Here is a 24,380-nt window from a genome sequence, read left to right as displayed (position 1 = left end):
ACGACATGACGCAGGAAATGATTATTCAATTAGCCAGTTCGGCCGTATGGACCTTGTTAAAGGTTTCAGCCCCGCTCTTGCTCGTCTCACTCGTCGTTGGACTTCTCGTCAGCATCTTACAGGCGACGACCCAAATCCAAGAGCAGACCTTATCGTTTGTGCCAAAGATTGTTGCCGTATTTTTAGCACTCGTCTTTTTTGGACCATGGATTATGGAAGAGCTCAAAACGTTTACGATTGAAATCTTCAAACAGATTGCCGAGGTTTCACGAAAATGACGTTACTGTCCTTTGTCAGCGTGTTTTTACTTGTATTTGGTCGACTTGTCGGATTTTTAGTGGCAGCACCTCTGTTTTCATCCAAGCAGTTACCTGCCCAGCATAAGTTGGCCATTGCGGCCGGACTCGCCTATTTTGCCAGTTATGCGGTCAAGACGACCGTTCAAGTCGATGACATCGATTTCTTTTTTCGGATGGGGACAGAAGTCATTATCGGACTCGCCCTCGGTCTGCTCGCCAGTTTTTTACTGTATGCCCCGCAAATCGCCGGATCCATCATCGATTTACAGATGGGTCTAGCCATGGCCTCGGCATATGATCCGATGTTCGGCGGACAGTCGCCGATTGTCGGTCGATTTTATTACATGTTGACGTTGCTTGTATTGCTGGCTTCCGATATGCATTTGATTTTACTGGACGGGATTTATACGAGCTTTAAAATCTTTCCGCCCGGTAGTGCGATTGATGTTTCCGGAGAAGCCGGCATGAGTTTAGTCGTGCGGGTTGTGGGTCTAGCCATGCTCACGGCGCTTCAAATTGCGATGCCGCTAGTTGTCGCTTTATTTTTAGTAGACCTGGCGCTTGGTTTTTTAGCAAAAACGGCGCCTCAGTTCAATATTTTTGCGATTGGATTTTCCGTTAAATTGTTGATGGGTTATGCAATTTTGTTTTTGCTTGCTGGAGCAACCATTACCGGAATTTCGCGATTTGTTCCTTTACTACAAGAAGTACTGTCCGATGCGGTTCATTTACTAGGAGGTTGAGATGGGAAAATATACATTAACGCTTGACCTCCAGTATTTCGCAGGTGAAAAAACGGAAAAAGCATCACCCCGAAAACGTGATGACTCCCGTAAAAAAGGTCAGGTGGCAAAGTCAGCCGACTTAACAAGCAGTTTGATGTTGTTTGGCATGTTTTTGATTTTATTTTTCTTTGGGCCGTTTCTCGGAAAACGGTTCGTCATGGTGCTTGAGAATGGACTGAGTGCCCAAACGGTGTTAGTCGCCGTTGAAGAGGGGCGTATTCAGGAAGTCATGATTGAAATGCTGGTTCAAATGGGCATCCTAGTGGCTCCATTTTTTGTGACGGCCGTCGTCATCGGTATTTTAGGGAATTTCGTACAGATTGGAGCTTTGCTCAGTACGGAATCGATTCAACCGAAACTTGACCGGATCAATCCGCTGCAAGGAATCAAACGGATCGTCAGCATGAAAGCATTGATTGAATTCTTGAAATCCGTTTTTAAATTGCTTGTCATCGGTGCGACAAGCGGAACCGTCTTATGGAATAACAAAGTGGAAATTTCACGTTTAACGTCAGAACCGATTGGTGACGCCTTGGCGATTATCGGTCATCTGACTTTCCTGTTAGGGATTTCGGTCAGTATCGCGTTGATTGTCCTTGCTGTACTGGATTTCGCTTATCAAAAATTCGATTTTGAAAAGTCGATTCGGATGAGTAAACAGGATTTAAAGGATGAACATAAGAATACGGAAGGTGACCCGCAAATCAAAGGGAAAATTAAACAGCAACAACGGGAGATGGCGATGCGGCGGATGATGCAGGAAATACCGAACGCCGATGTTGTCATTACGAACCCGACCCATTATGCCGTCGCGATTCAATATGATGACGGCAAACATGCCGCCCCAATTGTCGTCGCCAAGGGAGTGGATGCTGTCGCATTCCGGATTCGGGAGAAGGCGACAGCAGCTGAGATCCCGATTATCGAAAACAGACCGCTCGCACGAGCATTATTCGCAAAATCAGAAATAGGAATGGCAGTGGATGAATCATTTTATCAGGCACTCGCTGAAACACTCGCCTTTGTCTATCAAATGAAACAAGCGAAATGAAAGGATGAAGCATCATGACCATTTCAACACGAGATTTATCTGTCCTGCTAGGCGTCATTATGATTGTCTTCATGCTCGTCATTCCACTGCCAGGATTTTTACTCGATTTTCTTATCATCATCAACATCTTGATTGCCTTAATGGTGTTACTTGTCGCCATGAATGCGAAGGAAGCACTGGAGTTTTCAGTTTTTCCAACACTCTTATTGATCGTGACTTTGTTCCGGCTGGCTCTGAACGTCTCGACAACCCGATCGATTCTCTCGAACGGGAACGGTGGGGAAGTCATTGAAGCATTCGGTGATTTCGTTGTCGGCGGAAATGCGCTCGTCGGATTCGTCGTCTTCCTGATTCTTGTTTTGATTCAGTTTCTGGTCATTACAAAAGGGTCTGAGCGGGTATCGGAAGTATCCGCCCGCTTTACCCTCGATGCGATGCCCGGAAAGCAGATGGCCATCGATGCCGATTTGAACTCCGGTATGATCGATGAATTACAGGCCCGGACACGCCGTCAGAAAATCCAATCGGAAGCGGATTTTTACGGCGCGATGGACGGAGCATCAAAGTTCGTTAAAGGAGATGCGATTGCCGGAATCATCATCGTCATCATCAACTTGATTTTCGGAATGATCATCGGTGTCGTCCAACAAGGATTACCGATGGCAGATTCCGTAAAACTCTACACGCTGTTGACGGTCGGTGACGGTCTGGTCAGTCAAATTCCGGCATTGTTGATTTCCGTTGCGACCGGTATCATCGTTACCCGTTCGACTTCGGACGGAAATTTAGGAGAAGACATCATCGGTCAGCTCTCCCGGACACCGCTTCTCGTCATGATTGGAGCCGGTGCCATCTTCCTGTTAGGTCTCTTTACGGCAATTCCCGATTACGTGACGATTCCTGTCGCGGCTGCAGCGGCCTTCTTCGCTTGGCGATTGACACGAACGTCAAAAGCAACGCAGGAAGAAGTCGCTGTCGAAGAAGCACCGACTGAAAATCTGCGATCGAGCGAATCGGTCATTTCACTTTTGAATGTCGATACGATTGAATTTGAATTCGGCTACGGCTTGATCCCGCTCGCCGATGAAGCACAGGGCGGCGACTTACTTGACCGGGTCGTTATGATTCGGAGACAGCTGGCTCTTGAACTCGGGTTCGTCTTACCGACGGTCCGGATTCGCGACCATCTGCAACTCCCGCCAAACCATTACCGGATCAAAATCCGCGGAAGTGAGATGGCAACCGGTGAACTGTTGCTTGATCATTATCTGGCGATGAGTCCCGGTGTCGATGATCCGGAAATTCAAGGCATCGAGACGGTTGAACCCGCGTTCGGGATGCCGGCCTTATGGATTGACGAACGGACGAGAAGCCGGGCCGAGATGTCCGGATACACGGTCGTTGATCCGCCGTCTGTCGTTGCAACGCACTTAACCGAACTTTTGAAAAAACATGCGGCCGATTTACTCGGTCGGGAAGAGACGAAACAACTGGTCGATCATTTGAAGGAGTCGCATCCGATTTTAGTCGACGAAGTGACACCACAATTGTTGTCAGTCGGCGAATTACAAAAAGTATTCGTTCAGTTGTTAAAAGAAAAAATTTCGATTCGAAATTTGCCGCTTATTTTTGAAACACTTGCTGATTATGCCACTGTGACGAAAGACAGTGATTTGCTGGCCGAATACGTCCGTCAAGCCTTGGCACGACAAATTACGGAACAGGTCTTGCAAGGAGACGTCTTACACGTCGTAACGGTATCGAGTGAGCTGGAGATGGATATCCAGTCAGCGATCCAAAAAACAGAGTTCGGTAATTATTTGGCACTTGATCCTGATAAAGCAACACGTTTCATCGAATCATTAAATGAATTGACGGCAGAATTCGAACGATACGGGGCTCAGCCAATCGTCTTGGCATCGCCAAGTATTCGGATGTTTGTTCGTCAATTGACAGAACGGTATTTCCCGGATGTACCCGTCCTGTCCTATAACGAACTGATTCCGACCATTGAAGTCAAGAGTATTGGGGTGATTTAACACATGATGGTAAAACGAATTGTCGCAAATTCTGTCAGCGAAGCCATGGAACTGGTCAAACAGGACTTAGGAAACGATGCCATTATTTTGAACACGCGCCAGATTAAAGTAGGCGGATTGTTTGGTCTATTTGCACAAAAGAAAGTGGAGTTGGTCGCTTCAGTAGAAGAGCATCCGGTAGTGAAAACAGTCCAACCGGTTGCTCCGCAAGCTTCATCCGAACCACGTCCGATTAAACCGGTAGTGGAAAAACGGGCATTGTCTGTAGAAACGGTCAGTCCAAAAATTGTTTCGTTTGCGTCACGCCGGTTGCCGGAAGCACTCTGTGCCTATGAAGTTCTACTCGCTGAACCGGCCTTGCAACACGAAGCGGAAGCGCTTTATGACTTGTTAGTGTCGACCTATTACAAAACAAATGATTTAGACCAGGTCGAGCAAGTTTTCGCTGCGACCGTGACGGATTCGATTCGAGTCACGGCGGCGACTTCACGTTTCATCATGGTGACAGGACCGACGGGAGTCGGGAAAACGACTACACTGGCTAAACTGGCTGCTTATTACCGTTTGACGAAACAACAAAAAGTCGGATTGATCACGACGGATACATACCGGATTTCAGCTGTTGAACAATTACGGACGTATGCCGACATCATCGATATTCCGTTGCGCGTCGCATACGATTTACAGGAGTTTGAACAAGCGAAAGTCGACTTGTCAGATTGTGATGTCATTCTGATTGATACGGCAGGACGAAATTTTCTGGACGCAGGTTATGTCGAGCAGTTAAAAAAACGACATGATTTTTCAGAGACCGATGTGTTTCTTGTACTCAGCCTAACGTCGAAGTACCGTGATTTAGAACAAATCCAACAACGGTTCGATCAAGTGCCGCTGTCCGGTTTTATTTTTACCAAAGCTGATGAAACGATAGATTTGTGGTCGATTTACGGACTTACGAAGAAAACGCAGTTGCCGCTGTTTTGTCTGACGACTGGACAAGAAGTGCCTGAAGACATCATTTGGCCGACAAGTGCAGAAGTTTCCCGAATGATTGTAGAAAGAGGGTTAAGATGATGCCGGAAGATCAGGCACGTGCGTTAAGATCAAAAGTTTCCGTCCGCCAAACGAAGACCATTGCCATCGTCAGTGGTAAAGGCGGTGTCGGTAAAACGAATGTGGCGGTAAACCTCGGTGTCGCGCTATCGTTGCAGGCTAAAAAAGTACTGATCATTGATTTGGACATCGGAATGGCGAATGTCGGGGTATTGCTAGGAAAATCGTCCAAACTGTCACTGATGGATTGTGTCAAGGAGCGGTCCCCGTTGAGCCAAGCCGTCGTCGAAGCGACGCCGGAATTACATTTCATCCATGGCGGGAGCGGGTTTACAGAACTGATGGACCTGACGGATCATGATGTCGAATTCATGATGAGCGAGTTTCGGTTTTTTTATGAGTATGATTTCGTGTTACTTGATTTAGGAGCGGGGGCGACGCACCAGACCTTTGATTTCATCAGCAGTGCCGACGAAGCCTGGCTGGTCGTGACGCCTGAACCAACGTCCATCATGGACGGATACGCCTTTGTCAAACTGGCGCATCATCATGCAAACGAACTTCCGGTCGCTGTCATTGTCAATCGGGCGACAAACGGTCAAGAAGCACTTGAGACGTTTGACCGGTTACAACAGGTAAGTCAGAACTTTTTGGGAAAATCATTGCGTTTCGTTGGTTTTTTACCGGACGATCCGACCGTCATGAAGGCAGTCAAAGCCCAACGCCCCTTTTATCTATTTGATCGGACGAGTGATGTCAGTTGGCGGCTCGACCATATCACGACATCGCTGACAGGACTTCAGGTCCAGGAACAGAAATTTTTAGACCGGTTACTGAATCGTTTGAAAAAACGGCATAACCGTGTCCGTTAATCATGAAGGAGGATACGTTTCATGGATTTAAATGAATATTTAGGATTGTTTCTTGATGAATCGATTGAACATTTACAAGCCATTAACTCGAGTCTGCTGATTTTTGAACAACGACTCGACGATGAAGCCGTCATCGATCAAATTTTCCGCTCCGCCCATACCTTAAAAGGGATGTCCGGAACGATGGGATATGATGCGATTGCCGATTTAACACACGAAATGGAAAGTGCACTGGATTTGGTCCGTTCAAAAACACAACCGGCTACACCGGAATTGATCGATGTGCTGTTTGTCGCAGCTGAACAGCTTGAAACGATGGTCGAAGATATCAGTCAAGGCGGAACAGGAAAGTTGGATGTCACCACAACCGTCATTCGTTTGAAACAGTTTATCGATCCGGATACCGAATCAGGTAAGGACACGGTTAAAGCTGCCGGGACGGTCATGATGAATTTTGAGTGTGACGTTTATTCCGAGTCGGTTGTCCGTCAATCAATGGCTTCCGGTTATCAGGCGTACGTCATTACAGTTGAATTATCAGCGGATGTCATCTTGAAGGCAGCCCGTGTCTACATGGTATTCGACCGGCTGCAAAACCTCGGAGATGTCATCTTGTCGAATCCGACATCGGATGAGCTGGAACAAGAACAGTTCGAGACCCGTTTTGATGTCTTGTTTGTGACGATGAAAACGGCAGAAGACATTCAACAGGAAATCAAAGCCGTTTCGGAAGTTGCGCAAGTCTTGATTCAGCCATTTGAGGTGTCGGTGGAACCGGCAGCAGCAGCGACGTTGCTCGAACCGGTGGAAGAGACACCGGCAGTCAATACTTCGATAGAGACTTCAACTGAGACGCAAACACCAATCGCGGCAAAAACGATTCGTGTCAACCTCGAACGAATTGATCGGCTGATGAATCTGTTTGAAGAATTCATCATTGACCGTGGACGTCTCGAACGAATTGCGGCAGAGGTCGGTTCGTCTGATTTGACGGAGACGGTTGAACGGATTAAACGCGGGACAAATGAATTACAGTCACTGGTTCTGACGTTACGGATGATGCCGATCGAACAAGTCTTCAATCGTTTTCCACGGATGGTACGTTCGGTATCAAAAGATGTCGGCAAAAACATCAAGCTTCACATTACAGGAGCAGAAACGGAACTCGACCGGACGGTCATCGATGAAATTGGCGACCCGCTTGTCCACTTGATCCGAAATGCTGTCGATCATGGAATCGAGAGTAAAGCCGACCGGATTTCAGCCGGAAAACCAGTCGAAGGTAATCTGTCACTTCGGGCCTATCATTCCGGAAACCGTGTCTTCATCGAGATTGAAGATGACGGCGCAGGGATCAATCAGGAACGGGTGACGAAAATCGCACTGGAAAAAGGATTGTTGACGGAAGAAGAGGCGACACTATTGACGCCGGAAGAAGCGGCAATGTTATTATTCGCCCCTGGATTCTCGACAGCGGAAACCGTCACCGACTTATCCGGACGCGGTGTCGGACTGGACGTCGTCAAATCGAAAATCGAATCACTCGGCGGAGAAGTTTTTGTTGAGACGAAACGCGGGGAAGGAACGATTTTCAGAATCAGTTTACCGCTGACGTTATCAATCATTTCGGCAATGCTCGTCAAGCTGGACCAAGAAACCTACGCGATTCCTTTGACGGCCATCATTGAGACAACATCTTTGAAGCAGGACGTCATTTTACAAGCCCACCGGGAAAAAGTATTCGATTTCCGGGGACAGCTCGTTCCGTTAATCTCATTAAATCAAGTATACGGATTACCGCATGTGGAGGCCGACGCTTATTCTGTCGTCGTTGTCCGAAGCGGAGAAAAACTAGCCGGGTTAATGGTTTCTGAACTGATTGGTCAGCAGGAAATCGTCATGAAGCCGTTAGGAAGTTATCTTGAGGGAATTCGTGCGATTTCAGGTGCGACGATTCTGGGTGACGGGCAAGTTGCGTTAATCATTGACAGCAATGCACTGTTACGAAAGTGAGGGAATGAAGAATGGAACAGAAATGGGTCGTCTTTCAATTAGAAGAAAATGCATACGGGATTGATGTGCAATCGGTCCGTTCAATCGAGCGTGTCATTCCGATTACACGGATTCCGAATGCAGCATCTTATGTCAAAGGTGTCATCAACCTGCGCGGTGTCGTGACACCCGTGATCGATTTGCGGACACGTTTAGGATTTGAAGCGATTGAGGAAACAGAAGAAACACGCATCATCATCGCGACACTGGAACACGGGGATGCAGGATTCATCGTGGACTGTGCAAATGAAGTCGTGGAAGCTGCAGATGTCCGGATTGAACCGCTGACAGATCAAAAACAAGACGAAATGACTTATTTGACGGCCATCGCTAAAGGAGAAGATCAATTATTCTCTTTACTCGAACCGAATCGTCTATTTGAAGAGATCATCCATGCTTAATCGGATGGAACAGGATGTCTTTCGGGAAATCGGCAATATCGGGGCAGCGCATGCGGCGACCGCATTATCCACTTTACTCGGACAACCGATTGAAATCGCAGTCCCTTCGGCAGAATTGGAAGGATTCACAACCATCATCGAACGGGTGGGAGGCGCTGAAGCTTATACGGCAGGAGCACTCCTTCGGTTTTCCGGTGATATTAAAGCCTCCTTACTGTTTTTGATGCCGCTTCACGATGCTGAAAAACTGATTTCACAGTTGTTGCAACAGCCGTTTCAATTTTTCTCTGACCACCATGCGCTCGGCGTTTCGGCATGGGAAGAGATCGGGAACATTTTGATCGGAGCGTATGCCCGTGCGATTTCGGATTGGTTGGATTTGTCTGTTCATGTCACGGTTCCGGCGTCAGCTTTTGATATGGTGGGAGCAATTTTGGAAGTTGCCTTACTTGAGTCGACAAAATTTGGTAACATGGCAGTATACATCGATACACGCTTATCCAGTTCAGGTAATGATTTGAATGGTCATTTACTGTTACTACCTGAAGAAGGTGCCTTTAGTTCGGTATTTCAGCGATTGGGTGTGGATATTGATGGATGAAGTCGTTCGGATTGGAATTGCAGAATATGCAGTCAGCCAAAAACCGATCATTCTTCGGACGGCTGGTTTAGGTTCTTGTGTCGGTGTCATCATCTACGACCAAGAACGTGGACTGTCGAGTATGGCCCACGTCATGTTACCGGATTCGACCATCAGCCGGAATATCGCACTGGAAATCGGGAAATTCGCCGATACGGCCGTCGTCGAGTTGGCACGTCGTCTTCGTCAAAGCGGAGCGATTCGTCTCCGGGCGAAAATTGCCGGCGGTGCACAGATGTTTCAATTTAAATACGAACACGAATCGATGCGAATCGGCGAACGGAATATTGCAGCTGTAAAATTGGCTTTACGAAAAGCGAACGTCCCACTCGTTGCGGAAGACGTTGGTGGAACAAACGGTCGAACGATCGAGTTCCATTCTCAGACAGGCCGGTTAGTCATCCGGACGGTTAACGTCGGAACGCTGGAAATTTAGAGGAGGAATGGTCATGCGTGAGGAATTACAACAACTTTGGAATCAATGGCTATCGACGCGTGATATAGCGGTAGCTGACCGGTTACTGCAAAATTATGAACCTCTTGTGCACTACCACGTTCAGCGTCTCAGCGCGACACTTCCGAAAAGTGTCGATCGTGATGAATTAAAGAGTCTTGGAATGATGGGACTGTATGATGCTCTTCAAAAATTTGATCAAAATCACAACAATAAATTTGATACATATGCAGCTTTCCGGATTCGTGGCGCCATTTTGGACGGATTACGAAAAATTGATTGGTTGCCCCGGTCGTTACGGGAAAAATCAAAACGGGTCGAAGCTGCTGTTGAGATTTTAGAACAAAGTCTTCAACGGACGCCGACGATTGATGAAGTCTCGTCGATTGTTGATATGAGTCCGGAAGAAGTCAAGACGGCACTCGCTGAGAGTTATTTTGCGAATATTCTTTCGATCGACGAAGCGGTGACGCTACAAGACGAAGGGAAGGCGATGGCTGTTTCCTACCTCGATCCGGATACCGCGACACCTGAGGATACACTTTTGATGCGAGAATTGATTTCGAAGCTTGCGGAAGAAGTGGAACAGTTGTCCGAAAAGGAACAATATGTCGTATCCCTCTTTTACTTTGAAGAACTGACGTTGACGGAAATCGGAGAGGTCCTCGGATTATCCACTTCACGGATTTCCCAGATTCATTCGAAAGCGCTCAGAAAACTGAAACAAGCGCTTGGAAGCGCCTATCTTTCTGACCGCGTCGCGATGTGAAAGGACAGACCATGACACTTTTTTATATTTTACTGGCAGCACTCATTTGCTACGGCCTTTTATTACTATTTAAACAACAGGCACTTTTGAAGGATCGCGTTACCAACCTGGAACGACAGAAGCAGGAAACGGAAGCAATTCTGTTACAATTCATGCAACAAGTGAATGAGTTGACGGACGGGGAAGAAAAATCCCGCCCGGCGGCTCCTGTTCAACAGCAGTCGCGGGTCGAGGTCGTTTTAGCAGAAGAATCAGGACGGCCGGAGCATCCGTCTGACCTGGAAGAACCGGAACTGTTAGACGTAAAAGACCAGCTCGAAAAAGGTGCTGATTTGGATCAGTTGGCACGTTCATTGAATCGGGGAGCAGGAGAAGTCGCACTGATTGCTAAACTTTCTCGGAAAACGAAGGTTGCCCGGCGCTAAACTTTATGCTATATTAGTCTACGGTGTTAATTACGCACGCATGTATCGCCGGCTGCGGTGCCTTTAATAGGTTAGCTGGAACAACGATCATCGCGGAGGACATCCAAAACCCAAAAGGAGGAATTCATCATGGCAGTAATCTCGATGAAACAATTGTTAGAAGCTGGTGTACACTTCGGTCACCAAACACGCCGTTGGAACCCAAAAATGGCAAAATACATCTTCACAGAACGTAACGGAATCTACATCATTGACCTACAAAAAACGGTTAAAAAAGTAGACGAAGCTTACAACTTCATCCGTGAAGTAGCGTCTGAAGGCGGAAACGTTCTTTTCGTTGGTACGAAAAAACAAGCTCAAGACACTGTGAAAGAAGAAGCGATCCGTGCAGGTCAATACTTCATCAACGAACGTTGGTTAGGTGGAACACTCACGAACTTCTCTACAATCAAAAAACGTATCAACCGTTTAAAACAACTCGAAAAAATGGAAGAGAACGGTACATTCGAAGTTCTTCCTAAAAAAGAAGTCATCATTCTTAAAAAAGAAATGACTCGTCTTGAGAAATTCCTCGGCGGTATCAAAGATATGCCAGGCGTTCCAGATGCACTCTTCATCGTTGACCCACGCAAAGAGCGTATCGCGATTGCAGAAGCACACAAACTCAACATCCCAATCGTTGCGATCGTTGACACAAACTGTGATCCGGACGAAATCGACTACGTCATCCCAGCAAACGACGATGCGATCCGTGCAGTCAAATTGCTTACTGGTAAAATGGCTGACGCAATCCTCGAAGTTAAACAAGGCGAAGATAACGTAGCACCTGAAACTACTGAAGAAGTAGTAGCAGACGCTGAGTAATTCGTGATGCCAGGTGATAAAGGGAATTGACCTTTTATCACCTTTTTTTTGAAAATAAGGACGTTATAAGGAGGAATATCGAATGGCTATTACAGCAGCTATGGTAAAAGAACTTCGTGAAAAAACTGGTGCAGGGATGCTTGACTGCAAAAAAGCACTCGTCGAAGCTGATGGGGACATGAACGCAGCAATCGACTTCTTGCGTGAAAAAGGAATCGCGAAAGCGGCAGCGAAAGGCGACCGGATTGCAGCAGAAGGTTTGACAGCTGTTGCAGTTAACGGAAACAAAGCAGCACTTGTTGAAATCAACTCAGAAACTGACTTCGTTGCGAAAAACGAACGGTTCCAATCACTCGTTCAAAACATTGCAGATGCAGTACTCCGCAATGGTTCTGAAACGGCTGAAGCAGCACTTGCTTCTGAATACGAAGCAGGAAAAACAATCGACACATACATCTCAGAAGAAGCATCAACAATCGGAGAGAAAATTTCACTCCGCCGTGTAGCTCTCTTCACTAAAGAAGACAATGCAGCATTCGGTTCTTACCTCCACATGGGCGGTCGTATCGGTTCTGTCGTCGTCGTCGAAGGTACAACTGACGAGACGGTTGCAAAAGATATCGCAATGCACATCGCTGCAGCACGTCCGCTTTACGTCGACCGTTCTTCTGTTACAGAAGAAGAAAAAGCACGTGAAGAAAAAGTGTTGACAGAGCAAGCACTCAACGAAGGCAAACCTGCTAACATCGTTGAAAAAATGATTGCTGGTCGTATGAACAAATTCTACGAAGAAATCTGCCTCGTTGACCAAACATTCGTCAAAGATCCAGACTTCAAAGTTGGTAAATACGTAGAATCTAAAGGCGGAAAAATCGTTTCATTCGTACGCTTCGAAGTTGGAGAAGGTATGGAGAAACGTGAAGAAAACTTCGCTGAAGAAGTAATGAACCAGCTTAAAAAATAAGAATCAGGATTTCCTGATGACAAGAGAAGGAACACGTATGCTTCAATCCACTTTCGTGTGGAAGTGGGTCGTGTTCCTTTTTTACGGAATTTAGCAAGGGGGACATAGTCATGCAACCGAAATATAACCGGATTGTGTTAAAATTGAGCGGAGAAGCGCTCGCAGGAGATCAAGGGTTCGGAATTCATCCTGGTATTGTCAATTCGATTTCGAATCAGATTAAGGAATTAGTCGAATTGAACGTAGAAGTCGCAGTCGTCGTAGGTGCAGGAAACATTTGGCGCGGTAAGACGGGAGCGGAGCTTGGGATGGACCGGGCAAATGCCGATTATATGGGAATGCTTGCGACCGTCATGAACTCGCTCGCTTTACAAGATAGCCTGGAGTCTGTTGGTGTCGAAACACGTGTTCAGACGTCGATTGAGATGCGACAAGTCGCTGAACCATACATCCGCCGCCGGGCAATGCGTCATCTTGAAAAAGGACGGGTTGTTATCTTTGCAGCCGGAACAGGAAATCCTTATTTCTCAACAGATACGACAGCAGCGCTTCGGGCAGCTGAAATCGAGGCGGAAGTCATCCTGATGGCGAAAAACAACGTCGACGGTGTCTATTCAGCTGATCCAAACGTCGATCCGGACGCGAAGAAATTTGAGACATTGTCTTACCTCGATGTTCTTAAAGACGGCCTTCAAGTTATGGATTCAACGGCAACATCACTTTGTATGGATAATGATATCCCGCTCATCGTCTTCTCGTTGATGGAAGAAGGAAACATTAAACGGGTCGTCACCGGTGATGAAATCGGGACACTTGTAAGGGGGAAATAACATGTCACAAGCAATCATGAAACAAGCAGAAGAGCGGATGGAGAAAGCACATCTGTCATTAAAAAAAGAACTTGCAACATTACGTGCAGGACGTGCAAACGTCTCAATCCTTGATCCGGTTCAAGTGGACTACTACGGTTCACCGACACCGCTCAATCAAGTCGCAAACGTCAATACGCCGGAAGCGCGTTTGATTTTGATTACACCATGGGATAAATCGATGGTGACAGAAATCGAAAAAGCGATTCAACGTGCAGACCTCGGACTGGCTCCTTCTTCAGACGGAACTGTCATTCGTTTGGCGATTCCGCCACTGACAGAAGATCGTCGGAAAGAACTCGTGAAACTTGTCAAGAAGTACACGGAAGAAGGAAAAGTTGCACTTCGGAACATCCGTCGTGATACGAACGAACAATTGAAAAAGCAAGAAAAAGATGGCGTATTGACGGAAGACGATCTGCGCGGTTACACGGAAGATGTTCAAACTTTGACGGATAAATTCGTTAAAGTACTTGATCAAACTGCCGCGGATAAAGAACAAGAAATTATGGAAGTATGACACGCTATATCGTCAGGTTGGGGACTCTTTGTCACACGAAGAGTCCCTTTCTTCTTAAACTAAACGAGGGGAGGAAGAAGTAAATGTTTCAATGGTTAAATCAGACTAAAGAAGTAATTGAACAACAAGTTCCTGAACACATTGCGATTATTATGGATGGAAACGGACGTTGGGCAAAAAAACGAGGCCTTCCCCGGATCATGGGGCATCGTGAAGGGATGAAATCTGTCCGGGAAGTTGTTCGGACGGCAAATGAATTAGGTGTGAAAAGTTTGACGTTATATGCTTTTTCGACCGAAAATTGGACGCGTCCTGAAGAAGAAGTCAGTTTCCTGATGAAACTGCCGGCCCAGTTTTTAGAATCCGATTTAAAGGACTTAAATGAACGTAATGTCAAAGTCGAAGTGGCGGGAGAAGTATCACGTCTGCCGATTTATACGCGGGAAGCCGTTCAACAAGCGAAAACAGATACAGCAAACAATACAGGACTTCGGCTGATTTTCGCCCTCAATTATGGAGGACGGGATGAAATCGTCCAAGTCATGCAGAAAATTGCTGAAAAAGTCCAGGCCGGTTTGTTGCAACCCGACATGATTACAAATGAAATCATTGAACAGGAATTGATGACAGGTTCGATGACGGATGTTGATCTCGTCATCCGGACGAGTGGGGAACAACGACTTTCAAACTTTTTATTATGGCAAGCTGCCTATGCCGAATTTTACTTTACCGATGTCTTATGGCCCGAGTTCCGGCGTGACCAGTTCTTAGCGGCAATTGAAGACTATAATCAACGGACCCGTCGTTTTGGCGGAGTCTGACTAAACGAGGACATTTCTTATGAAAACACGAATTATTACAGGAATCTGGGCAGGTGCCATCTTTTTAGGTTTGCTTTATCTAGGAGGACTCCCATTCCTTGCTTTTATGGCAATCTTGACACTCATCGGGTATACCGAAATGGTTAAAATGCGGCAATTGTCGTTCAAGTCGATTCCGGTGCTGTTGTTTGGAGCAGGTACATTACTTCCGTTCATCAGTTTGTACGAACAGGCAAGCGACCAGTTGCTGTCACTGGGACTGACACCGATTGCTTGGGGAATGTTGATTGTCTTGATCGGGTTATTTTGGACAGTATTCTCAAAGAACATGTTCACTTTTGACGATGTCGCCTTCCTGTTGCTGACTGCTGTGTATGTCGGTGTAGGATTTGCATCGTTTACTTACATTCGTCTGCTTGAGAACGGATTAATCTTTTCTTTACTGATTATTCTGCTGATCTGGTTTACGGATTCGGGTGCTTACTTCGTCGGAAAAAGTCTCGGGAAAACAAAACTGTGGCCGGCAATCAGCCCCAATAAGACGGTTGAAGGGGCACTTGGCGGTGTTGTTCTTGCCATTCTGCTCGGAGTAGTCTTTGAGCTGATTCATCCGACAGTTGGCATGGGAACAGTTGTATTATTGGCACTGATCGTTGCCGTAGTCGGCCAACTTGGGGATTTAGTTCAGTCCGCGTACAAACGTCATTACGGCGTAAAAGATTCCGGAGCATTATTACCCGGACACGGTGGGATTCTTGACCGGTTCGACAGTATGATCATTGTGTTTACCGTTCTGATCGTACTCGGTATATTCGGATAAGGAGGAAAAATGATGAAACAGGTTAGTATCATTGGGGGAACCGGATCGATCGGCACCCAGACGTTAGATGTCATCGCAGCAAATCCGGACCGTTTCCAACTGGTCAGCTTTGCGTTCGGGAAAAACATCGAGGTTGCTTTACCCTGGCTGAATCGTTTACGTCCGGAGCTGGTAGCGGTCTTAGACGAGACTGTAAAAGAGCAATTGGAAGCAGTACTTGACTATTCGCCGACAGTACTTGTCGGGGAGGACGGATTGATTGCTGTTGCGACAGCCGACCAAGCGGATATCGTCATTACAGCCGTCGTCGGTGCAGTAGGTCTTCGACCGACATTGGCTGCAATCGAAGCGGGAAAATCAATTGGATTGGCAAACAAAGAGACATTGGTGACTGCCGGACACCTCGTCATGAAAAAAGCACGCGAAAAAGGTGTCGCGATTCTTCCGGTCGACAGTGAACATGCTGCCATCTTCCAGTGCTTGAATGGTGAACGGCGTCAGGATGTTCGACAAATCATTTTAACTGCATCGGGCGGCAGTTTCCGTGACCAAACACGGGAACAGTTGGCAAACGTGACGGTGGAACAAGCGCTGAATCATCCGAACTGGTCGATGGGTGCAAAAATCACGATTGACTCGGCGACGATGATGAACAAAGGGTTTGAAGTCATCGAAGCGCACTGGTTATTTGATGTGACGTATGACGAAATTGATGTGGTCCTCCACCGAGAATCCATCATCCACTCGATGGTCGAATTCAATGACGGTGCAGTGATGGCTCAACTCGGAATGCCGGACATGCGTGAACCGATTCAATATGCCCTTACATATCCGTCCCGCCTTGAAATCAAAGGGGGAGAACGGTTAAACTTAAAACAAATCGGACGCCTGAATTTTGCGGAAGCTTCATTTGAACGGTATCCACTGCTTCGTCTTGCGTTTGAGGCAGGACGTGCCGGCGGATCGATGCCTTCCGTGCTCAATGCTGCGAACGAACAAGCTGTCGACCGTTTTTTAAAAGGGGAAATCAGCTTTTTAGAAATTGAAGCGAGCGTTGAGGCGGCTCTTCAAGCACATGAAAACATCGAAGATCCGTCTTTGGACCAGATTTTGGAGTCGGATCGTTGGGCCCGTGCGTTTGTTGCTTCTCTCTCACTCGCTAACTAAGGATGGGATAACAATGACGACCTTTATATCAATCGTATTGATGTTCGGTGTACTTGTTGCCGTACATGAATGGGGTCATCTCGTTATGGCCAAACGGGCAGGAATTCTCTGCCGTGAATTTGCCATCGGATTTGGTCCGAAAATTTTTTCTTTTTTCAAAAATGAGACACTGTATACGGTCCGCCTGTTACCAATCGGCGGATATGTCAAAATGGCTGGTGAAGAACCGGAATTCGTCGTAGTCAAGCCCGGTCAGACAATCGGATTGGGACTTCGTGACGGTGTCGTCGAAACGATGTATCTGGATGCTTCGCGTCCGGAAGCAGATCAAGTCGTCACCGTTGAAAAAATTGACTTGCTGCACAAGTTAGAAGTCATTGCGTTACAAGATGAAGTGTCGACACGTTATCCTGTCTCAAAGACTGCCTTTCTTGTCGAGGGACAAACGAAAACACAGATTGCGCCTTACGATCGGACGTTTGGATCGAAATCCGTGTTCAAGCGTGTCTTAGCCATTGCTGCGGGTCCGGCAATGAACTTCGTCCTCGCGTTTGTCATTCTGTTCGGCCTGGCATTGTATAACGGTTCACCGACTGGGGACAGTGTCATCGGAACGGTTCAAAAAGGTTCTCCGGCCGACAAGGCAGGTCTTGTCGAAGGAGACCGGATCGTTTCCGTCAATGGGACAGAAACGGATAAATGGACGGATTTACGGGCAGGTTTCCAAGATCAGGCCGGAAAAAAGACGACGGTCGTCTATGAACGAGACGGTCAGGAACAAACGACGTCCATCACACCGAAAGTCCAACAGCAAGGTGATCAAAAAGTCGGAATCATCGGTGTGACGAATGAAACAGAAAAATCATTCGGAACTGCTTTACAGACAGGGGTTTCTGAAACATGGCGGATGTCGACCTTAATCGTCGGAGCGGTCGGAGATCTCGTAACAGGTGTCGTCGGCGTCGATCAATTATCCGGTCCGGTCGGGATTGTCAAAATGACGGATCAAGTCGCAGATAGCGGATTTTCTATGTTGCTCACGTGGACTGCACTGCTCTCGGTTAACTTGGCTGTATTCAACTTGTTACCACTACCTGCTTTAGACGGCGGCCGATTATTGTTCCTATTTTTAGAAGCGTTGCGCGGGAAACCTGTCGATCCGCAAAAAGAAGGCCTGGTCCATTTTGTTGGATTTGCACTGTTGATGCTTTTGATGTTGGTCGTCACATGGAACGATATTCAGAAGTTCTTTTAAATTATTAGTCAAAGGGGTTCACGACTCACATGAAACAATCCAAACTATTTATGCCAACTTTGCGTGAAGTACCATCCGATGCAGAAGCCATCAGTCATCAACTTTTGTTACGGGCGGGGTTCATGCGTCAAAATGCAGCTGGAATCTATTCTTACCTTCCACTGGCAAAACGTGTTCTGTCAAAAATCGAGACGATCATTCGTCAAGAAATGGAGGGCGCTGGTGCGCAGGAATTGTTGATGCCAGCCATTCAGCCGGCAGAACTATGGGAAGAAACCGGACGCTGGGATATTTACGGTCCGGAACTGATGCGTCTGACCGACCGTCACGATCGTCGGTTTGCGCTGGGTGCGACACATGAAGAGTTGATTACGTCCATCGTCCGTGATGAACTGAACTCCTATAAAAAATTACCGGTCAACTTGTTCCAGATTCAAATGAAGTACCGGGATGAGCGTCGTCCACGCTTCGGATTGCTCCGCGGCCGTGAGTTTATCATGAAAGATGCGTATTCGTTCCATTCGACGCAAGAGAGTCTGGAAGAGGAGTATCAAAACATGTTTGATGCCTATACAAAAATCTTCACGCGTGTCGGACTTGAATTCCGTCCGGTCGTCGCAGATTCCGGTGCAATCGGTGGAAGCGGAACACATGAGTTCCATGCGTTAGCTGCCATCGGAGAAGATACGATCGTCTACTCCGATCAGTCGGATTATGCCGCAAACTTGGAGATGGCAGAATCCGTCGATCAGTATACGAAGCAGGATAAAGCACCGGAAGCGCTCGAAGAAGTCCACACTGGAGACGCCAAAACGATTGAAGCAGTCAGTTCAGTGCTTGGATTACCGGAACAGGAGTCCATTAAGACCGTTGTCTTCAAGACAGAACAGGGTCTCGTGATGGCACTTGTTCGCGGTGATCATGAAGTCAACGACATTAAGCTGAAAAACTATCTCGGAGCACTCGATATCATGATGGCGACGGATGAAGAAATCGAACAGGCCCTCCATTCGACGCCGGGCACGCTCGGACCGATTGGAGCCGACATGAAGATTGTAGCGGATTATGCAGTTCGGGCATTGACGAATTCGGTTTGCGGCGCAAACAAGTCGGAAACACATTACGTGCATGTCGATCCAAGCCGTGATTTTGAAGCGGAGTATACGGATTTACGATTCGTCGAAGAAGGGGACGTGTCGCCAGACGGACAAGGGCACGTGAAGTTCGCCCGCGGAATCGAAGTCGGACAAGTCTTTAAACTCGGAACTCGTTATTCAGAAGGCATGAATGCGACCTTCCTCGATGAAGGCGGAAAAGCCCAACCGTTGATCATGGGTTGCTACGGAATCGGCGTTTCGCGAACGATGTCTGCCGTCGTCGAACAACATTACGACGAGCGAGGAATCATCTGGCCGAAAGCGATCGCACCATTTGATGTTCATTTGATTGCCGTTAACGGTAAAAATGCAGAACAGTTGGAAGTGGCAGAAACGGTTTACCGTGAACTGACGGCTGCCGGATTCTCGGTCCTCTTTGATGATCGTAAAGAACGCGCCGGTGTCAAATTTGCCGACGCAGACTTGATCGGACTGCCTGTCCGAATCAATGTTGGTAAAAAAGCACCGGACGGTATCGTGGAACTGAAAGCACGACGCGGTGGTGAAGCAGAGGAAATTCAACAAGCAGATCTTCTTGAAGCTGTTCGTTCGCTTTATGAAGGTTTACAATAAGTAATGGGAACGGTCACTTTTCGTAAAGTGACTGTTTTCTTGTCTCACACCCATTCGCCCCTTGGGCAATCTGCAAGAGGAGGAGGAGTGGCTGTCATGGTGTGAAGCAACAACGACAGCACAAATGCGAGTGGATACACAACAACGCATGGCGCTCTTGATGAGCGATTTAGAATTACCGACCGGCATCGTCGAAGAGTTTTTTACAGATGCTTCCCTTGAAAAATTACGGGTCCAAAAAGCAACTGCAACGTGGACTTTCCATATTCGGTTGACACAAATTTTACCTCAGAACGTCTATCAAATGTTTAACAGTCGGTTGAAGAGCCGTTATCAACAGTTTGCAGAGGTCAAACTGCTGCTTGAATCCGAGCAACGTCCCGATGCCAAACTGTTTATTGATTATTGGCCGTATATCGTCGAAGACCTGGCCGATGCTTCGTCAGCGATGCGGAGTCACCTGAGTCGGGTTCTACCAGAATACCGGGACAATAAATTGTTTATTCCAGTCCGCAGTGAACCGGAAGCCGGATTTTTGAAAAACGATCTGTGCAGTGAAATGCAATTGTTATACGGGGCATATGGTTTCCCGAAATTCGTGTGTGAACCGGTCGTCCAGATGGATCAGACCGAGCAGGAAGAGTTACGGAACCAGGTGAAGCAGGAAGATATTGATGAAGCAAAACGGATGCTTGAACTGCAATTCAAACGGGAACAATCCCGTGACGATGATGAAGGTCCGATTGATATCCGGATCGGAAAACCGATTCAGGACGAAGTCGTACCGATCAAGACGATTCAAGATGAAGAGCGCCGGATTGCCATCCGCGGACTTGTTTTTGCGGCGGAAAGCCGTGAACTCCGCAGCGGGAAAACAATTTTTACCTTTAAACTGACCGACTATACGGATTCACTTGTCGTCAAAATGTTTGCCCGGGACGAGACCGATGTCAAAATCTTGTCGGCGATCAAAAAAGGCATGTGGATTCAAGTGGCGGGTCGTGTTGAATTTGATACGTTCTTACGTGACTTATGTATGATGATTGCTCAATTGTCCGAAGTCAAAATGGAATTGCCGGCTGATCCGTGGGCCGGTGAAAAACGGGTCGAGTTGCATGCCCACTCCCAAATGAGTCAGATGGATGCCGTCATGAACGTGACGAAGTACGTCGAACGGGCGGCCGCCTGGGGACATCCGGCAGTTGCGATCACGGATCATGCCGGTGCTCAGAGTTTTCCGGACGCGTATTATGCCGGAAAGAAAAATGATATCAAGATTTTATACGGGATTGAAGCGAACGTCGTCAACGACGGCGTGCAAGTCGCCTATCATCCGGTGGATCAAGAATTAGAAAAAGCAACATTCGTCGTCTTTGACGTCGAGACGACCGGGTTGTCTGCCATGTACAACAAAATCATCGAGCTCGCTGCCGTCAAGATTTATGACGGTGACGTCATTGACAAGTTTGAAGCTTTTGCCGATCCGAAACATTTGTTGTCGGCGACGACGATTGACTTAACGGGAATTACCGATGAAATGGTTCGCGGAAAACCGGATCCGGAACAAGTCGTCAAAGAGTTCATGGACTGGGCGGGAGGTTCGATCCTCGTTGCCCATAATGCGTCATTTGACATTGGGTTCCTGAATGCGACACTGCGGTCCGGTAACCATGAAGAATCAACGTTACCGGTCATCGATACGCTGGAACTGGCACGTGTCCTGATGCCGAGCCTCAAGAATCACCGGCTGAATACGCTCGCGAAACGCTTTGATATCGAATTGACCCAGCATCACCGGGCGATTTACGATGCGGAAGCAACCGGCTACTTGATGCTCAAACTGCTGCAGATGGCAGATGAGATGTTTAATATGAAAACGCACCTTTCGCTGAACCGGGAAATGGGTAAAGACATCTCGCGGGCTCGTCCGTATCATGCGACGGTCTATGCGAAAAACCGGACCGGGCTCAAAAATCTGTATCAATTGATTTCGCTTGCGCATACGAAGCACGTTCACCGGGTCGTCCGGACGCCGCGTTCGCAACTGGTCGCACACCGGGACGGATTAATTATCGGTTCCGCTTGTGACAACGGGGAAGTGTTTGATGCTGCCCTTAACAAGTCGGACGAGGATTTAGCGAAGGTCATGCGTTTTTATGATTTTATTGAAATTCAGCCTCCGGCGATGTATGGTCATTTGATTGAACGGGAAATCGTTCAAAATGAACTGGAGCTGCGGGAACTGATCAAAAAAGTTATCCGCGTGGCGGAAGAAAATGATATCTTGCCGGTTGCGACAGGAAACGTTCATTATCTTGATCAACATGATGCAACATACCGGGAAGTCTTGATTCGGACCCAAGGCGGCGCCAATATGCTTAATATGCGAAAACAACTGCCGCCGGCTCATTTCCGGACGACGCAGGAAATGATGAGTGACTTTAAGTTTTTAGGACCGGATGTATCGGAACGACTCGTCATTACGAACAGCCAGCAAGTGGCCGGATGGTTCGAAAATATCGATATCATTCCGAAAGATCTGTTCACTCCGAAAATCGAAGGTGCTGATGAAGAAGTCCGCTCACTGTCGTATGATATGGCGCATCAGATTTACGGTGATGTGTTGCCGGAAATCGTCGAGGCCCGATTGGAAAAAGAACTCAAGTCGATTATCGGACACGGATTTGCCGTCATCTATCTGATTTCGCACAAACTTGTCAAGAAATCACTTGATGACGGATATCTTGTCGGTTCGCGAGGATCAGTCGGGTCAAGCCTTGTCGCGACGATGACGGAGATTACGGAAGTGAATCCGTTGCCGCCGCATTATGTCTGTCCGAATTGTAAGGAATCGGAATTCTTTGATGACGGATCGGTTGGTTCCGGATTCGACTTACCGGATAAAACGTGTAAGACGTGTGATGTGCCGTTAATTAAAGACGGGCATGACATTCCGTTTGAGACCTTCCTCGGATTCAAAGGGGATAAAGTCCCGGATATCGATTTGAACTTCAGCGGAGAATACCAGCCGAAAGCCCACGCCTATACAAAAGTTTTGTTCGGGGATGATTATGTTTACCGTGCCGGAACGATTGGTACAATTGCTGAGAAAACGGCATATGGGTATGTCAAAGGTTATCAGTCGGAAAATGACCTCAATTACCGGAATGCCGAAGTCGACCGGCTCGTCAGCGGAGTGACCGGTGTCAAACGGACGACCGGACAGCACCCAGGGGGAATCATCGTTGTTCCGGACTATATGGACATTTATGATATCAGTCCGATCCAGTTCCCGGCGGATGATATGGGATCCGAGTGGAAGACAACTCACTTTGACTTCCATTCGATTCACGATAACCTGTTGAAACTCGATATTCTCGGACATGATGATCCGACGATGATCCGGATGCTACAGGATTTATCGGGACGTGATCCGAAAACGATTCCGGTCGACGATGCCGAAGTCATGAAGATCTTCAGTTCGACAGAATCAATCGGCGTGACGCCGGAACAGATCGATTCGAAAACCGGAACGCTCGGAATTCCCGAGTTCGGAACTAAATTCGTCCGGCAGATGCTCGAAGAAACAAAACCGACGACGTTTTCAGAGCTCGTCCAGATTTCCGGTCTGTCCCACGGAACGGATGTCTGGCTCGGTAATGCCAGTGAACTGATTTATAACGGAACATGTGAACTAAAAGACGTCATCGGGTGCCGGGATGATATCATGGTCTACTTGATTTACGCCGGTCTTGAACCGTCGCTGGCCTTTAAAATCATGGAGTCGGTCCGTAAAGGGAAGGGTCTGTCGATTGAGATGGAAGAAGCGATGATTGAGAACCATGTCCCGCTCTGGTACATCGATTCGTGTAAAAAAATCAAGTACATGTTCCCGAAAGCCCACGCCGCAGCCTATGTATTGATGGCTGTCCGGATTGCCTATTATAAAGTCCATCATCCGATGTACTACTATGCTTCTTACTTCACGGTCCGGGCCGGTGATTTTGATATCGGTGCGATGAATAAAGGGTCGGCCGCGGTCCGGAAAGTGTTGCAGGACATCAAGGACAAAGGATTTGAAGCGACAGCGAAAGACAAAGGACTCTACACCGTCCTTGAAATTGCGCTTGAAATGATCGAACGTGGTTTCACCTTCAGCAAAGTTGATTTGTATAAATCGAGCGCATCCGAATTTCTGATTGACGGAGACGCGTTGCTACCGCCATTTGATGCCGTCACCGGACTCGGGACGAATGCAGCGAAACAGATTGTCGAAGCCCGAAAAGGTGGCGAGTTCTTATCAAAAGAGGATCTTCAAAAACGGGCGAAGTTATCCAAATCGATCATCGAAACACTCGATAATCTCGGGTGCCTCGAAGGTCTTCCGGATGAGAACCAGCTCTCGTTATTTGACCTCTAAAGCCTTGCGAATGCTTGCTTAAGACGGTGCATTATGCTATATTGAGTAAGGAAATGTTTTTTATACTACGACTTGGAAGGAGTAGGGGGACCTGCTCCTTTCTTGTTGGT

General features: G+C 47.4%; 22 protein-coding genes. All 22 read left to right on the top strand.

Features of this window, described 5'->3' with window-relative positions; genetic code table 11:
- Positions 1-5 precede the first annotated feature (5 nt).
- The 22 genes from fliQ (at position 6) to EXIG_RS09460 (ending at position 24,270) form a co-directional block, all read left to right on the top strand.
- Positions 6-278: a flagellar biosynthesis protein FliQ gene (gene fliQ / locus EXIG_RS09565; RefSeq protein ID WP_012370733.1), complete on the top strand. Its 273-nt coding sequence runs from the start codon at positions 6-8 to the stop codon at positions 276-278.
- Entirely contained in the window at positions 275-1,042 is a 768-nt protein-coding gene (fliR, locus tag EXIG_RS09560; RefSeq protein ID WP_012370732.1) for a flagellar biosynthetic protein FliR, read from the top strand. The genes fliQ and fliR overlap by 4 nt, the downstream gene beginning before the upstream one ends.
- A gap of 1 nt (position 1,043) precedes the next feature.
- Positions 1,044-2,135, top strand: a complete 1,092-nt coding sequence (flhB, locus tag EXIG_RS09555; RefSeq protein WP_012370731.1) for a flagellar biosynthesis protein FlhB — start codon at positions 1,044-1,046, stop codon at positions 2,133-2,135.
- A gap of 14 nt (positions 2,136-2,149) precedes the next feature.
- Complete coding sequence (flhA, locus tag EXIG_RS09550; RefSeq protein ID WP_012370730.1) at positions 2,150-4,174, top strand: flagellar biosynthesis protein FlhA; 2,025 nt, start codon at positions 2,150-2,152, stop codon at positions 4,172-4,174.
- A 3-nt stretch (positions 4,175-4,177) separates the two neighbouring features.
- Positions 4,178-5,248, top strand: coding sequence for a flagellar biosynthesis protein FlhF (locus EXIG_RS09545; RefSeq protein ID WP_012370729.1), 1,071 nt, complete (start codon positions 4,178-4,180; stop codon positions 5,246-5,248).
- Positions 5,245-6,099: a MinD/ParA family protein gene (locus EXIG_RS09540; protein WP_012370728.1), complete on the top strand. Its 855-nt coding sequence runs from the start codon at positions 5,245-5,247 to the stop codon at positions 6,097-6,099. The genes EXIG_RS09545 and EXIG_RS09540 overlap by 4 nt, the downstream gene beginning before the upstream one ends.
- A 21-nt stretch (positions 6,100-6,120) precedes the next feature.
- A complete protein-coding gene (locus EXIG_RS09535; protein ID WP_012370727.1) occupies positions 6,121-8,112 on the top strand; it encodes a chemotaxis protein CheA in 1,992 nt (663 codons plus the stop codon).
- 11 nt (positions 8,113-8,123) lie between these two features.
- Positions 8,124-8,552 carry a chemotaxis protein CheW gene (locus EXIG_RS09530; protein WP_012370726.1) on the top strand — a complete coding sequence of 143 codons (429 nt, stop codon included), beginning with the start codon at positions 8,124-8,126 and terminating at the stop codon, positions 8,550-8,552.
- Positions 8,545-9,153 carry a chemotaxis protein CheC gene (locus tag EXIG_RS09525; RefSeq protein ID WP_012370725.1) on the top strand — a complete coding sequence of 203 codons (609 nt, stop codon included), beginning with the start codon at positions 8,545-8,547 and terminating at the stop codon, positions 9,151-9,153. The genes EXIG_RS09530 and EXIG_RS09525 overlap by 8 nt, the downstream gene beginning before the upstream one ends.
- On the top strand, positions 9,146-9,628 hold the full coding sequence (locus tag EXIG_RS09520; RefSeq protein WP_012370724.1) for a chemotaxis protein CheD: 483 nt from the start codon (positions 9,146-9,148) through the stop codon (positions 9,626-9,628). The genes EXIG_RS09525 and EXIG_RS09520 overlap by 8 nt, the downstream gene beginning before the upstream one ends.
- Before the next feature lie 13 nt (positions 9,629-9,641).
- On the top strand, positions 9,642-10,415 hold the full coding sequence (locus EXIG_RS09515) for a FliA/WhiG family RNA polymerase sigma factor (RefSeq protein ID WP_012370723.1): 774 nt from the start codon (positions 9,642-9,644) through the stop codon (positions 10,413-10,415).
- Positions 10,416-10,426: 11 nt separating this feature from the next.
- The gene (locus EXIG_RS09510; protein WP_012370722.1) at positions 10,427-10,840 is read left to right on the top strand and encodes a hypothetical protein; all 414 of its coding nucleotides are present in this window, start codon (positions 10,427-10,429) and stop codon (positions 10,838-10,840) included.
- 129 nt (positions 10,841-10,969) lie between these two features.
- Positions 10,970-11,704: a 30S ribosomal protein S2 gene (rpsB, locus tag EXIG_RS09505; protein ID WP_012370721.1), complete on the top strand. Its 735-nt coding sequence runs from the start codon at positions 10,970-10,972 to the stop codon at positions 11,702-11,704.
- Between the two features lie 82 nt (positions 11,705-11,786).
- Complete coding sequence (gene tsf, locus EXIG_RS09500) at positions 11,787-12,668, top strand: translation elongation factor Ts (protein WP_012370720.1); 882 nt, start codon at positions 11,787-11,789, stop codon at positions 12,666-12,668.
- A gap of 110 nt (positions 12,669-12,778) precedes the next feature.
- Complete coding sequence (gene pyrH / locus EXIG_RS09495; protein WP_012370719.1) at positions 12,779-13,498, top strand: UMP kinase; 720 nt, start codon at positions 12,779-12,781, stop codon at positions 13,496-13,498.
- Position 13,499: 1 nt separating this feature from the next.
- Positions 13,500-14,057: a ribosome recycling factor gene (gene frr / locus EXIG_RS09490; protein ID WP_012370718.1), complete on the top strand. Its 558-nt coding sequence runs from the start codon at positions 13,500-13,502 to the stop codon at positions 14,055-14,057.
- Positions 14,058-14,140: 83 nt separating this feature from the next.
- Positions 14,141-14,878, top strand: a complete 738-nt coding sequence (uppS, locus tag EXIG_RS09485; RefSeq protein WP_012370717.1) for an undecaprenyl pyrophosphate synthase — start codon at positions 14,141-14,143, stop codon at positions 14,876-14,878.
- 19 nt (positions 14,879-14,897) lie between these two features.
- The gene (locus EXIG_RS09480) at positions 14,898-15,698 is read left to right on the top strand and encodes a phosphatidate cytidylyltransferase (protein WP_012370716.1); all 801 of its coding nucleotides are present in this window, start codon (positions 14,898-14,900) and stop codon (positions 15,696-15,698) included.
- 12 nt (positions 15,699-15,710) lie between these two features.
- Complete coding sequence (locus EXIG_RS09475) at positions 15,711-16,865, top strand: 1-deoxy-D-xylulose-5-phosphate reductoisomerase (RefSeq protein ID WP_012370715.1); 1,155 nt, start codon at positions 15,711-15,713, stop codon at positions 16,863-16,865.
- 13 nt (positions 16,866-16,878) lie between these two features.
- Positions 16,879-18,120, top strand: coding sequence for an RIP metalloprotease RseP (gene rseP / locus EXIG_RS09470; RefSeq protein WP_012370714.1), 1,242 nt, complete (start codon positions 16,879-16,881; stop codon positions 18,118-18,120).
- Between the two features lie 29 nt (positions 18,121-18,149).
- Positions 18,150-19,850 carry a proline--tRNA ligase gene (locus EXIG_RS09465; RefSeq protein WP_012370713.1) on the top strand — a complete coding sequence of 567 codons (1,701 nt, stop codon included), beginning with the start codon at positions 18,150-18,152 and terminating at the stop codon, positions 19,848-19,850.
- A 124-nt stretch (positions 19,851-19,974) separates the two neighbouring features.
- A complete protein-coding gene (locus tag EXIG_RS09460; RefSeq protein ID WP_012370712.1) occupies positions 19,975-24,270 on the top strand; it encodes a PolC-type DNA polymerase III in 4,296 nt (1,431 codons plus the stop codon).
- Positions 24,271-24,380 lie beyond the last annotated feature (110 nt).

The sequence above is a fragment of the Exiguobacterium artemiae 255-15 genome (assembly GCF_000019905.1).
In the GTDB taxonomy this organism is placed as follows: Bacteria; Bacillota; Bacilli; order Exiguobacteriales; family Exiguobacteriaceae; genus Exiguobacterium_A; species Exiguobacterium_A artemiae.
The sequence above is the reverse complement of the archived record's forward strand: the minus strand, read 5'-3'. Positions and strand labels throughout refer to the sequence as shown.